Here is a 13,357-nt window from a genome sequence, read left to right as displayed (position 1 = left end):
TGCCTGGCTGGCGATCCGGCGGGTAAGGCATCCGGCCCGGCTACTCGGTGCTGCCCAGCCCTTGCCAATGCTTCAGCCCGATAAAGATGAAGCGCAGTTGCTGGGTGATCTTGGCCTGGGGTGTCAGGTGTTCCGGCAGGGGCGCACAGGGCGGGTCGATGATGTCCGGCAGGGTGGCGAACACGCTCTTGACGATCAGGTCGGCGATGACCGTCAGCCCGGCTGGGTCCAGGTGGTCGAGCTTGGGCATCAGGCCCAGGTCGGTCGCCAGGTCCGCGCTGATGTTTTCCCGCAGCGCGCCGATGGCCTGGCGCACCGGCAGCGAGCCGCCGTATTGCTCGCGGGCGAGGAACAGGAACTGCGAGCGATTGGCCGCCACCACATCGAGAAAGATGCGCACCGACGCATCGATGATGCCGCCCATGACGAACTCGTTGTGGCGCACCAGGCGGATGGTTTCCCGGAAGGTCTGGCCCACTTCGCGCACCAGGGCCAGGCCGAGCTGGTCCATGTCGTCGAAATGCCGATAGAAGCCGGTGGGCACGATCCCGGCGGTCTTTGCCACTTCCCGCAGGCTCAGGCTGCCGAAGCCTCGGCCGGATTCCATCAGGTGCCGGGCAGCGTCCATGAGCGCATGTCGAGTCTGTTGTTTCTGTTCGGCGCGGGGCAGCATCGCAAGGGTATTTTCTGGATGAAGAGAGCGGCGCACTCTAGCAAATCAGCTTTGCCGGCGTCGAACCAGGAGAGGGGGAAATTGCGGGGGACTGCGAATGTTCAGGGCCCTGAAATATCAAAGCCCGATCCAGGGGACCGGGCTTTGTTCCAGGCAGCCAAGGGCTTAGCTCACGGTTTTGTTGCGGTCGATCACTCGGTCGCCGCCGTCTGAGGCCAGGCCTTTTTCTTCCAGGCGAGCACGACCGCCTTCGGCGACTGCGCCACTTTTTCCGATGAAGGTGTGGTCGGAGCCGTCAGCAGCCAGGGTTTCGCCCAGTGGCGTACGGTCAGAACCATCGGAAGCCAGGGTTTGACCCTGAGGGGTGCGGTCAGAACCATCGGAGGCCAGGGTTTGACCCTGAGGGGTGCGGTCCGAACCATCGGAGGCCAGGGTTTGACCCTGAGGGGTGCGGTCCGAACCATCGGAGGCTAGGGTTTGACCCTGAGGGGTGCGGTCAGAACCATCGGAAGCCAAGGTTTCACCCAGTGGGGTACGGTCAGAACCATCAGCGGCCAAGGTTTCACCCAGTGGAGTGCGGTCAGAACCATCAGCGGCCAGGGTTTCACCCAGTGGTGTACGGTCGGAGCCATCGGAAGCCAGGGTATTCAGCACTTGGCTGGCCACTGCATGGCTGGCTTGAGCTTGCGGCGCGGCTTGTTCACGGGCTGGCAAGGCATAGGCATTGGCAGTCAGGACGGCAAGGGTGAGGCTGAGAAGTAATGGGCGTTTCATGATCGGTTGCTCCGTAGGAGGGCGACAAAGTGGGTACGAAGCCAATGCTACGCCTGCAAAATCGATATAAAAGTTCATAAGCACAATGGTAATAATCAACGGAATTGATGGTTCTACCCAAAGCCCTCTAGACCGGGGCTTGCAGAGCGTTACCTTTGCCCTGTGATGGGTATTTTCGACCCACTGCTGCGCCACGCGAGTGCGTGCCGGGAACAAAAAACTGGCTGATTGGTCAGGTCCAGCCGTCGGGTGACGGTCATGATTCGGGGGGAATGGCATTAAACCTTGTCGAGCGTTTACCGGTCGTAAAGGCATAATGCGTCGAGTTTTGAACGCCAGCCGTTATCAGGAGCCCTGTGCAATGACGCGCACTCGAAAGATTCTTGCCTGGACCGGTGCCTGCCTCGTCCTCCTGCTGGTGGCGCTGGTCGCCAGCATTGCCCTGTTCGATTGGAACCGGGTCAAGCCGCCGATCAATGCCAAGGTGTCGGCCATCCTCCATCGCCCCTTCGCCATCAATGGCAACCTGGCCCTGCGCTGGCAACGCGAAGCGGACGAGGGCGGTTGGCGGGCCTGGGTGCCCTGGCCCCATCTGATCGCCGAGGACCTGACCCTGGGCAATCCGGACTGGGCGAAGAACCCGCAGATGGTCACGCTCAAGCGTGTCGAGCTGCGTCTTTCACCGCTGCCGCTGCTGGCGCGGCAGGTGGTCATCCCGCGCATCGACCTGACCGAGCCTGATGCCAACCTCGAACGCATGGCCGATGGCCGGGCCAGCTGGACCTTCCAGCTCGATCCCAAGGACCCGAATGCCGAACCCTCCAGCTGGGTGGTGGATATCGGCGCCATCGGTTTTGACAAGGGGCATGTCAGCCTTGACGACCAGAGCCAGAAAGCCCGCCTCGAGGTGGTGATCGATCCGTTGGGCAAGTCCATTCCGTTCGGCGATATCGTCGGTGACAAAGCGGCGAAAAAGGCCCTGGAGAAGGGTTCGGCCCCCCAGGACTATGCCTTTGCGCTGAAGGTCAAAGGCCAGTACCACGGCCAGAACCTTGCCGGCAGCGGCAAGATCGGCGGCCTGCTGGCCTTGCAGGACGCCGCCAAACCCTTTCCGGTGCAGGCGGACGTGAAGGTCGCCGACACCCGGATCGCCGTCGCCGGGACCCTGACCGACCCGCGTAACCTCGGCGCCCTCGACCTGCGCCTGACCCTGTCCGGCAGCAGCCTGGGCAACCTGTACCCGCTGACCGGCGTCACCCTGCCGGCTTCGCCTGCGTATGAGACCGACGGTCATCTGATCGCCAAGCTGCGCGATCCCGCCGGTGCCGCGTTCACCTATGAGAACTTCAACGGCAAGATCGGCACCAGTGATATTCACGGCGACCTCGTTTATGTGGCGAGTCAGCCGCGACCCAAGCTCAGCGGTACCCTGGTGTCCAACCAACTGCTGATGACCGACCTGGCCCCACTGATCGGCGCCGACTCCAACGCCAAGCAGAAGGCCCGTGGCGGCGAAAGCAAACAGCCGGCGGACAAGCTGCTACCGGTGGAAGAGTTCCGTACCGAGCGTTGGCGCGACATGGACGCCGATGTGGAGTTCACCGGCAAGCGCATCGTCCACAGTAGCGAATTGCCATTTACCGACCTGTATACCCACCTGGTGCTCACCGACGGCGAACTCAGCCTTGAGCCCCTGCGTTTCGGCGTGGCGGGTGGCAAGCTCGATGCGCAGATCCGCCTCAATGGCCGCAGCACGCCGATGCAGGGCCGGGCCAAGCTGACGGCGCGCAACTTCAAGCTCAAGCAGTTGTTCCCCAGCTTCGAGCCGATGCAGACCAGCTTTGGCGAACTCAATGGCGACGCGGATATCGCCGGTACCGGCAACTCGGTGGCGAAATTGCTCGGCACCTCCAATGGCGACCTGAAGATGCTGGTCAACGATGGCGCCATCAGTCGCGGGCTGATGGAGATCGCCGGGCTCAATGTGGGCAACTACGTGGTCGGGAAAATCTTTGGCGACAAGGAAGTGAAGATCAACTGCGCGGCGGCGGACCTGGGGATCAAGAACGGCCTGGCGACCACCCGGCTGTTTGTTTTCGATACCGAGAACGCGATCATCTACATCGATGGCACGGCCAACTTTGCCAGCGAACAGCTGGACCTGAAGATCACCCCGGAATCCAAGGGTTTTCGGCTATTGTCCTTGCGCTCGCCCTTGTACGTGCGGGGCAAGTTCATCAAGCCCGATGCCGGTGTGCAGGCGGTGCCGTTGATGTTGCGCGGCGCGGGCATGGTGGCCCTGGGCGTGATTGCCGGGCCGGCGGCGGGGCTGCTGGCGTTGGTGGCGCCCAGTGGCGATGTACCGAACCAGTGCGCGCCGTTGTTGCAACAGATGAAGGCGGGCAAGACGCCGAAGACGGTGAAGGGCTGACGCGCGGCCCGGCACCGGCGGGCCTGCTCGCCACACTGCATTTGTCATCTTCAATGCCGATGCTTTGACCTTCGCAGTGCAGCCAGGCTTTGGCTTTTGACCTTCATGGATGCTCACGGGATGTCGCAGGAACTTGCTACACGTTATCCGCTGGTGCTGGTGCCGGGTATGTTGGGTTTTGTCCGCCTGGTGTTTTTCCCCTATTGGTACGGGATTGTCCCTGCGTTGCGGCGCGGTGGAGCACAGGTGTTTCCGGTGGCGGTCTCGCCGCTGCATTCCAACGAGGTTCGCGGTGAACAGTTGCTGGCGCGGATCGAGCAGATTCGCCGCGATACCGGGGCTGACAAGGTCAACCTGATCGGCCACAGCCAGGGCGCGCTGACCGCCCGTTATGCGGCGGCGAAGCGGCCGGAGTGGGTGGCCTCGGTGACCTCGGTCGCCGGTCCCAATCATGGTTCGGAGCTGGCGGACTATTTCGACAAGCACTATCCACGTGAGGAGCTGCGTGCCCGTTTGCTCAGCCTGTTGCTGTGTGTCGTGGCGCGGGTGATGGGCTGGCTGGACACCGGCCATCACGGGCTGCGCCTGCCCATGGACCTGCCGGCTTCACACCAGTCGCTGACCAGCGAAGGCGTCGCGCTGTTCAATCGGCAATACCCGCAAGGATTGCCGCAGAGCTGGGGGGGGCAGGGCGATGAGCTGGTGAATGGAGTGCGTTACTACTCCTGGTCCGGCACCTTGCAGCCCGGGATCACGGATCGTGGCCGCAATCTGTTCGATGCGACCAACCGCAGTTGCCGGCTGTTCGCCAAAACCTTCGTGCGCGAGGCCGGGCAGTGCGATGGCATGGTCGGCCGCTACAGCTCGCATCTGGGCACGGTGATCGGCGATGACTATCCGCTGGACCACTTCGATATCGTCAACCAGTCGCTGGGGCTGGTGGGAAAGGGCGCGGAGCCGATCCGGTTGTTTGTGGAGCATGCTCGGCGGTTGAAGTTGGCGGGTGTCTGAAGGGCAGTAGTGCCTTATAGGGTGGTCAGCCATTCCGCCATTGATGAGTCCTCCAGCGCGTACTCGCCCCGGTTCGCCTTCCAGACCAGTTCTTTCTCACGCAGAACGTCGAGCGCTTTCTGGACGTTCGGGGTGGTTGCGTTTGGCTCGGCCTGGACCTGCTCCAGTTTCCGATTCACGTCCAGAAACGTTTGCTCCGCGAAAGGGGTGAATGGTTGCTTACTGATCGTTCGCTCGGCCATCACCACCAGGACTGCCTGTTGAAGTGGCGACAGATCGTTGTAGGCGCTCTCGTAGTCGCTCCAAACCCCAGCTTGGTGATTGAGGGCGCCTGTACGCAGCAGGTCCCCAAGGTTGCAGGCTTCGCCTAGCCCGACGCTGACTTCGGTGAGCAGTTTGTTCAACATCTCAGGGCGGCGTCCGACCAGTTGGAATGCATATTCCATATCCTCGATGTTGAACTGGTTGGTCGCGGCGAGGCGGCGATTCCACACATCAGTGACGAACCCGACAAAGTCGTGTGCCAGCAGTGGGAATGGCGTGATGTTCGCACCGTAGAAGGGCTGCTTGCTCTTGAGGACCAGGTTTGCCAGCTTGTCCCGGCTCGACCCCGTGAAAACCAGCCGCAGGCCGTCCGGGCGGTTGCCACGGTTGAGGTGATCCCGTGCGGCCTTGAGGGCGAACATTGTGTTGACCCCACTCTCGCTGTTGAGTGCATGCTGGGCCTCGTCGATGATCAGGACTATCATCTTTCCAGAGACTTCGTGAAGCACTTCCAGTGCCTTGGCGAGCGTTGTGCCACTGGGTAGCTGGGGTTTGGTGAAATCCCAACTCAGGGTGCGAAGAAGGTTGATCTTCTCGATGCCGGCTTTTTTTGCTGCTTTGCTCACGGCGCTATCGAACTCGCTTAGCGCGCTCCCGATGGCACCTGAGATTAGGTCGGCAGGGTCGGTTTCACGGTTCGCCCAGAGGTCAACGTAGACGGCCAACCATTCTCGCTTCTCGCATTCCGGGATGAAGTCGTTGTTCAGGAAGGTGCTCTTGCCGGTGCGGCGTGGTGCGGCCAAGAACAATCCCGAGCTGTAATCGACAAACGACTCACCCGCCAAGTCGCGGGCAAGCGACTCTGCCAGTGCTCCGCGCTTGAAGATTGGGCGTGATGGACTCATCGTAACTATCCTCATATATCAAGCAGGCTATAATTTATACCTGATTTGATAATGCTGGTATACAACATGTCGAATTTTATGTGCATCAGGCAAAGCTTGGTCGTCCGCTATAGCTTGCATCTGGGGCGGTGATCGGCGATGACTATCCGCTGGACCACTTCGATATCGTCAACCAGTCGTTGGGGTTAGTGGGCAAGGGCGAGGAGCCGATCCGGCTATTTGTCGAGCATGCTCGGCGGTTGAAGCAGGCGGGTGCTTGAAGGGCGCGTCAAGCCGGAATGTCAGGTCAACGGGTGTGCAAATGCCATCGCTGGCTACGGTACTGGCACGTATTTCAGGGTGTAAAAGCGGCAGCTATTCGGCGAGTCACTGGACTATAGTTCGGTGGTCATCGACGAATCGGTGACCGGTCTTAGCCGATCGAAAACTATTACGACACACAGACGCGTCCTATCGATATCGGCTAAGGAGTTACGCCATGACCAATTTCCGCCCGCTGCAAAGCAACCTCACCCAAGTCCCCGTGCTCTACCTCAAGCTCGATGTCCCGGTGCGTGATCTCTATGAGTTCGCCATACAGCGCCTCAAGGCGGCTCGCGACCTGAGCCACAGTCTGACTTGCATGAGCATCGGCAACACCTGCGACCGCGATCTCCAGCACTTCACCGCAGCGGCCTATCTGTTGTTGCAGGATGGTTGCGATGCGCTGGATGCGATGCAGGGGCGGTTCGCGGATCGACTTAGGGAGGTCTGACGCCGGGCGCGATCTTGTGGCGAGCGGGCTTGCCCGCGCTGGGGGGCGAAGCCCCCTAAAACCAGGGAACTCGATCTGTCAGGTGGACCGAGATAGCCGGTTTTGCGACTGCTTCGCAGCCGAACGCGGGCAAGCCCGCTCGCCACAAACCTCGGTCAGACTTGAGATCAGTTCTTAACTGAACGGGGCGACGCGATCCGTATCATCTCTGCCCAAAAAGCTACCAAACAGGAGGCCAAACACTATGTCGAAAGCATCGAAAACTGACAGGGAGCGCCTGGCTAAGCTGAACGACCAGGACATCGACACCAGCGATATCCCTGAGCTGGGCGAAGATTTCTTCCTCCTCGCCGAATTGCGTGTGCCGGCGATGGGCTCTAGGAAGGCTTGCATCGCCCATAATGACGCTATCGCTGGCAAGCCAGCTCCTACAAAGGACCGCGTTCGGCCTAGCTGAGCACCCGGCCTCAGTCGTGGAAAACCATCTCCCGGGTCTTCCCCATCAGCAGCGCCTTATTGCGCTCCGTCACATCCCGGATGTAATCCCACAACAAGGTAATGCGCTTCAACTTGCGCAAATCCTCCCGACAGTACATCCAGAACTGCCGGGTGATATTTACCTCATCCGTCAGCACCGGCAGCAACTTCGGGTCCTGGGCCGCCAGGAAGCACGGCAGGATCGCCAGCGCCCGGCCCTGCTGCGCCGCGACGAACTGGGCAATCACGCTGGTGCTGCGCAAATTCGCCGTGGCATTCGGCAGGGCATTGGCCAGGTACAGCAGCTCATTGCTGAACGCCAGGTCATCGACATAACTGACAAAACGATGCCGCCCCAAATCACTGGCACGGCGGATCGGCGGGTGCTGGTCCAGATACTCCTGGGTCGCATAGAGCTGCAGGCGGTAGTCGCACAGCTTGCAACACACATACGGCCCATGCTCCGGCCGCTCCAGGGCAATGACGATATCCGCCTCGCGCTTGGACAAACTGATGAAGTGCGGCAACGGCAGGATATCGACGGAAATCGCCGGGTACGCGTCGACGAAATGACTCAACTGCGGGGTGATGAAAAAGCTGCCGAAACCTTCCGTGCAACCCATGCGCACATGCCCCGACAGCGCCACGCCAGACCCTGAGACCTGCTCGCAGGCCATGTGCAAGGTGCTCTCGATGGACTCCGCATACCCCATCAAGCGCTGGCCTTCGGCCGTCAGCACAAAGCCGTTGGTACGCGACTTTTCGAACAGCAGGGTGCCCAGTGCACCCTCCAGCGAGCTGATGCGCCGCGACACCGTGGTGTAGTCCACCGCCAGGCGTTTGGCCGCGCTGCTAGCTTTACGGGTACGGGCGACCTCGAGGAAAAACTTCAGGTCGTCCCAGTTCAATGAACCCAAAGACGTGATGTTTTTTTGCATGTTGGTCCGGTTTTTATGTGCATTCTTATTAGAAGAACGCACATCTATACTCCAAAAACAGTCCAGTCACCATGCCCGGGCGCTGCCTCGCCCGCTTCGGATTCGGCCCCACAATAATTCAGGAGACTTCCATGAACGTTTCTCTCAAGCCCGACGCCACCCTCAAGACCGCCAAGCTGCTGATCGATGGCGAGTGGGTCGAATCCAAAACCGATGAGTGGCATGACATCGTCAACCCGGCGACCCAGGAAGTCCTGGCGAAAGTCCCGTTCGCCACCGCCGATGAAGTGGACGCCGCCATCGCGGCCGCCCAGCGCGCCTTCCAGACCTGGAAGCTGACCCCCATCGGCGCCCGCATGCGCATCATGCTCAAGTTGCAAACACTGATCCGCGAACACTCCAAGCGCATCGCCGTGGTCCTCAGCGCCGAGCAGGGCAAGACCATTGCCGACGCCGAAGGCGACATCTTCCGTGGCCTGGAAGTGGTGGAGCACGCCTGCTCCATCGGCACCCTGCAAATGGGCGAGTTCGCCGAGAACGTCGCCGGTGGTGTCGACACCTACACCCTGCGCCAGCCCATCGGTGTCTGCGCCGGGATCACCCCGTTCAACTTCCCGGCGATGATTCCGCTGTGGATGTTCCCGATGGCGATCGCCTGCGGCAACACCTTCGTCCTCAAGCCGTCCGAGCAGGACCCGCTGTCGACGCTGCTGCTGGTGGAACTGGCGCTGGAAGCCGGTGTGCCGCCCGGTGTACTGAACGTGGTGCACGGCGGCAAGGATGTGGTGGATGCGCTCTGCACCCACAAGGACATCAAGGCGGTGTCCTTCGTCGGCTCGACCGCGGTCGGCACCCATGTCTATGACCTCGCCGGCCGTCACGGCAAGCGTGTGCAGTCGATGATGGGCGCGAAGAACCACGCGGTGGTGTTGCCCGATGCCAACCGCGAACAGGCCCTCAATGCCCTGGTCGGTGCCGGCTTCGGCGCGGCCGGCCAGCGCTGCATGGCCACCTCGGTGGTGGTGCTGGTGGGCGCGGCGAAACAGTGGCTGCCGGACCTCAAGGCCCTGGCGCAGAAACTCAAGGTCAACGCCGGCAGCGAGCCGGGCACCGATGTCGGTCCGCTGATTTCCAAGCGGGCGAAAGAGCGCGTGCTGGGGCTGATCGAAAGCGGTATCAAGGAAGGCGCCAAGCTGGAGCTGGACGGTCGCGGCGTCCAGGTGCCGGGCTTCGAACACGGCAACTTCGTCGGCCCGACGCTGTTCTCCGGGGTGACCACCGACATGCAGATCTACACCCAGGAAATCTTCGGCCCGGTGCTGGTGGTGCTGGAAGTCGACACCCTCGACGAGGCGATTGCCCTGGTCAACGCCAACCCGTTCGGCAACGGCACCGGCCTGTTCACCCAGAGCGGTGCCGCGGCGCGCAAGTTCCAGAACGAAATCGATATCGGCCAGGTCGGTATCAATATCCCGATTCCGGTGCCGGTACCGTTCTTCAGCTTCACCGGTTCGCGCGGTTCGAAGCTGGGCGATCTCGGTCCGTACGGCAAGCAGGTGGTGCAGTTCTACACTCAGACCAAGACGGTCACCGCGCGCTGGTTCGATGACGACAGCGAGAACCACGGCGTGAACACCACCATCCATCTGCGCTGAACGAGGAAGCTGCCATGAAGATTGCATTTATCGGCCTGGGCAACATGGGCGCGCCGATGGCGCGCAACCTGATCAAGGCCGGGCACAGCCTGAACCTGTTCGACCTGAACAAGACCGTGTTGCAGGAGCTGGCGACCCTCGGTGGGTCGATCAGCGAATCGCCGAAAGCCGCCGCCCAGGGCAGCGAACTGGTGATCACCATGCTGCCGGCGGCTGCCCACGTGCGCAGCGTCTGGCTGGGCGAGGACGGGGTGCTGGCCGGTATCGGCCGGGGCGTACCGGCGGTGGATTGCAGCACCATCGATCCGCAGACCGCCAAGGATGTCGCGGCGGCGGCGGCCAAGCAGGGCGTGGCGATGGCCGACGCGCCGGTTTCCGGCGGTACCGGCGGTGCCGCGGCCGGGACCCTGACCTTCATGGTCGGTTCTTCCCAGGAACTGTTCGACACCCTGCAACCGGTGCTGGCGCAGATGGGCCGCAATATCGTCCATTGCGGCGAAGTGGGCACCGGGCAGATCGCCAAGATCTGCAACAACCTGCTGCTGGGCATTTCCATGGTAGGGGTCAGCGAAGCCATGGCCCTCGGCGCGGCGCTGGGGATCGACACCCAGGTGCTGGCCGGGGTCATCAACAGTTCCACCGGGCGTTGCTGGAGTTCGGAGACCTATAACCCCTGGCCGGGGATCGTCGATACGGCACCGGCGTCGCGCGGGTATACCGGCGGTTTCGGCGCCGAGTTGATGTTGAAGGACCTGGGGCTGGCGACGGAAGCGGCTCGTCAGGCGCATCAGCCGGTGGTGCTGGGTGCGGTGGCGCAGCAGCTTTACCAGGCGATGAGTCTGCGTGGGGAAGGCGGCAAGGATTTCTCGGCGATCGTTAACTCCTATCGCAAACCGTAGGCCTGTGGGAGCCGGCTTGCTGGCGATGGTGTCCGGATGGGCAATGCAAGGCTCAAGGGCCTCATCGCTGGCAAGCCAGCTCCTACAGGGTTTTGTGGTGTTCTCCAGACCTGTGAGACACCTGAACGGCCAGGACGCGTAGAATCATCCCCCTGAAAAAGCTTTCGAGGTACGGGTGGTGGATCTACAGCAGGGTTTTGTCCTGACCCGGCATTGGCGCGACACCCCCACGGGTACGCAGGTCGAGTTCTGGCTGGCGACCGACCACGGTCCCCGGCATGTCCGGCTGCCGCCGCAACCCTCCGTCGCCTTCATTCCCGTTGCCCATCGCCAACGCGCCGAAGCCTTGTTGCAGGGCGAGCGCGGGGTCGAATTGCGTCCCCTGGAACTGCAGGACTTCCACCATCGCCCGGTGCTGGGCCTGTATTGCCAGCAACACCGGCAACTGATGAATATCGAGAAGCTGCTGCGCAAGGGCGGCGTCGATGTCTACGAAGCCGATATCCGTCCGCCCGAGCGCTACCTGATGGAGCGCTTCATCACCGCGCCGGTCCTGTTCAGCGGCACGGCCAACGCCGACGGCCCGTTGCTCGACACTCAGATGAAACCGACGCCGGGCTATCGCCCGCGCCTGAAGCTGGTATCCCTCGACATCGAGACCACCATGCAGGGCGAGTTGTACTCCATCGCCCTGGAGGGCTGCGGCGAGCGTCAGGTGTACATGCTGGGACCGCCGAACGGCGACGCCACGCAGGTCGACTTCAAGTTCGACTACCGCGACACCCGCGCCGGCTTGCTCGAAGCCCTGAACGACTGGCTGGCCCTGCATGACCCCGACGCGATCATCGGCTGGAACCTGGTGCAGTTCGACCTGCGGGTGCTGCACGAACACGCCGAGCGCCTGAAGGTGCCGCTGCGCCTGGGACGTGGCGGCGACGTCATGGGCTGGCGCGACAACGGCGCGCGCAACACCCATTATTTCGCGGCGGCCGCCGGCCGGCTGATCATCGACGGCATCGAGGCCCTGCGTTCGGCCACCTGGAGCTTTCCCTCCTTCAGCCTCGAATACGTGGCGCAACAGCTGCTGGGCGAGGGCAAGTCCATCGACAACCCGTACCAGCGCATGGACGAGATCGACCGCATGTTCGCCGAGGACAAGCCCGCCCTGGCGCGCTACAACCTCAAGGACTGCGAGCTGGTGACGCGGATCTTCGACAAGACCCAGTTGCTGACCTTCCTGCTGGAACGCGCCACGGTCACCGGCCTGCCCGCCGACCGCAGCGGCGGTTCGGTGGCGGCCTTCACCCATCTGTACCTGCCGCTGATGCATCGCCAGGGCTTCGTCGCGCCGAACCTGGGCGAGCGCACCCCCGAAGCCAGCCCCGGCGGTTTCGTGATGGATTCACGGCCCGGCTTGTACGAGTCGGTGCTGGTGCTCGATTACAAAAGCCTGTATCCGTCGATCATCCGCACCTTCCTGATCGACCCGGTGGGGCTGGTGGAGGGCCTGCGCCATCCCGACGACAGCGACTCGGTGGCCGGTTTTCGCGGCGGGCGTTTCTCCCGCACGCGGCATTGCCTGCCGGCCATCGTCGAGAGCGTCTGGCAGGGCCGCGAGACGGCCAAGCGCGAGCACAATGCGCCGCTGTCCCAAGCCCTGAAGATCATCATGAACGCCTTCTATGGCGTGCTCGGTTCCAGCGGCTGCCGCTTCTTCGATACACGCCTGGCGTCCTCCATCACCCTGCGTGGCCACGAGATTATGCGGCGGACCCGACAACTGATCGAAGCCCAGGGGTATGCGGTGATCTATGGCGACACCGACTCCACCTTCGTCTGGCTCAAACAGGCCCACAACGAGGAAGACGCCGCGCGGATCGGCCGCAACCTGGTGGCCCAGGTCAACCAGTGGTGGCGCGATCACCTGCAACAGGAACTCGGGCTGAGCAGCGCCCTGGAGCTGCAGTTCGAAACCTATTTCAGCCGCTTCCTGATGCCGACCATCCGCGGTGCCGAGGAGGGCAGCAAGAAGCGTTATGCCGGCCTGGTGAGCCGTGCCGACGGTTCCCGGGAGATGGTCTACAAGGGCCTGGAAACCGTGCGCAGCGACTGGTCGCCGCTGGCCCAGGACTTCCAGCAGGAGCTGTACCGGCGCATCTTCGACCGGGTGCCGTATCAGGATTATGTGCGCGACTATGTGCGTCGGACCCTGGCGGGTGAACTGGATGAGCGGCTGGTCTATCGCAAGCGCCTGCGCCGCCAGTTGGGCGACTACCAGCGCAATGTGCCGCCCCATGTGCGGGCGGCGCGCCTGGCCGACGAGTACAACGACGCGCAAGGTCGACCCCGGCAGTACCAGAGCGGTGGCTGGATCAGCTACGTGATCACCCTGGCCGGCCCCGAGCCGCTGGAGATCCGGCGCGCGCCGATCGACTACGACCACTACATCACCCGGCAGCTGCAACCGGTGGCGGACGCGATCCTGCCGTTTGTGCAGGATGACTTCAGCACCCTGATCGGCGGGCAGCTGGGGTTGTTCTGAAGCGCGTCGGTGGGGCGGCTTCCAGAGGCTGAAG

The 13,357-nt window shown here is 62.5% G+C and carries 11 protein-coding genes and 1 pseudogene; 8 read left to right on the top strand and 4 right to left on the bottom strand.

The features are described 5' to 3' along the window. Positions 1-40: 40 nt before the first annotated feature. Together NUH87_RS14455 and NUH87_RS14450 are read right to left on the bottom strand one after the other, a co-directional pair. On the bottom strand, positions 41-673 hold the full coding sequence (locus NUH87_RS14455) for a TetR family transcriptional regulator (RefSeq protein ID WP_040063891.1): 633 nt from the start codon (positions 671-673) through the stop codon (positions 41-43). 165 nt (positions 674-838) lie between these two features. Next, entirely contained in the window at positions 839-1,447 is a 609-nt protein-coding gene (locus NUH87_RS14450) for a hypothetical protein (RefSeq protein ID WP_338526816.1), read from the bottom strand. A gap of 361 nt (positions 1,448-1,808) precedes the next feature. Here NUH87_RS14450 and NUH87_RS14445 point away from each other — a divergent pair, with 361 nt between their 5' ends. After that, a complete protein-coding gene (locus tag NUH87_RS14445) occupies positions 1,809-3,878 on the top strand; it encodes an AsmA family protein (protein ID WP_338526530.1) in 2,070 nt (689 codons plus the stop codon). A gap of 120 nt (positions 3,879-3,998) precedes the next feature. After that, the gene (locus NUH87_RS14440; RefSeq protein ID WP_338526529.1) at positions 3,999-4,889 is read left to right on the top strand and encodes a triacylglycerol lipase; all 891 of its coding nucleotides are present in this window, start codon (positions 3,999-4,001) and stop codon (positions 4,887-4,889) included. A 14-nt stretch (positions 4,890-4,903) separates the two neighbouring features. Here NUH87_RS14440 and NUH87_RS14435 read toward each other — a convergent pair whose 3' ends face one another. Next, positions 4,904-6,058, bottom strand: a complete 1,155-nt coding sequence (locus NUH87_RS14435; protein ID WP_338526527.1) for a hypothetical protein — start codon at positions 6,056-6,058, stop codon at positions 4,904-4,906. A gap of 96 nt (positions 6,059-6,154) precedes the next feature. Between NUH87_RS14435 and NUH87_RS14430 the strand changes: the two are divergent. The 3 genes and pseudogenes from NUH87_RS14430 to NUH87_RS14415 form a co-directional block, all read left to right on the top strand. Next, a pseudogene (locus tag NUH87_RS14430) lies at positions 6,155-6,318 on the top strand (triacylglycerol lipase); the annotation flags it as partial. Between the two features lie 218 nt (positions 6,319-6,536). After that, positions 6,537-6,812, top strand: a complete 276-nt coding sequence (locus NUH87_RS14425) for a hypothetical protein (protein ID WP_338526525.1) — start codon at positions 6,537-6,539, stop codon at positions 6,810-6,812. 244 nt (positions 6,813-7,056) lie between these two features. After that, the gene (locus tag NUH87_RS14415) at positions 7,057-7,269 is read left to right on the top strand and encodes a hypothetical protein (protein ID WP_338526524.1); all 213 of its coding nucleotides are present in this window, start codon (positions 7,057-7,059) and stop codon (positions 7,267-7,269) included. 10 nt (positions 7,270-7,279) lie between these two features. On the opposite strand, the gene NUH87_RS14410 is transcribed toward NUH87_RS14415, so the two are convergent. Next, complete coding sequence (locus NUH87_RS14410) at positions 7,280-8,227, bottom strand: LysR family transcriptional regulator (RefSeq protein ID WP_338526523.1); 948 nt, start codon at positions 8,225-8,227, stop codon at positions 7,280-7,282. A gap of 131 nt (positions 8,228-8,358) precedes the next feature. Here NUH87_RS14410 and NUH87_RS14405 point away from each other — a divergent pair, with 131 nt between their 5' ends. The 3 genes from NUH87_RS14405 (at position 8,359) to NUH87_RS14395 (ending at position 13,323) form a co-directional block, all read left to right on the top strand. After that, positions 8,359-9,882, top strand: a complete 1,524-nt coding sequence (locus NUH87_RS14405; protein WP_040064049.1) for a CoA-acylating methylmalonate-semialdehyde dehydrogenase — start codon at positions 8,359-8,361, stop codon at positions 9,880-9,882. Positions 9,883-9,896: 14 nt separating this feature from the next. Further along, the gene (mmsB, locus tag NUH87_RS14400) at positions 9,897-10,781 is read left to right on the top strand and encodes a 3-hydroxyisobutyrate dehydrogenase (protein ID WP_338526521.1); all 885 of its coding nucleotides are present in this window, start codon (positions 9,897-9,899) and stop codon (positions 10,779-10,781) included. Between the two features lie 178 nt (positions 10,782-10,959). Continuing rightward, entirely contained in the window at positions 10,960-13,323 is a 2,364-nt protein-coding gene (locus NUH87_RS14395) for a DNA polymerase II (protein WP_338526520.1), read from the top strand. Positions 13,324-13,357: the final 34 nt, after the last annotated feature.

The organism is Pseudomonas batumici (genome assembly GCF_036585405.1).
Lineage (GTDB): Bacteria > Pseudomonadota > Gammaproteobacteria > Pseudomonadales > Pseudomonadaceae > Aquipseudomonas > Aquipseudomonas batumici.
Note: the sequence above shows the minus strand (reverse complement) of the source record. Positions and strands in the feature narration are given on the sequence as shown.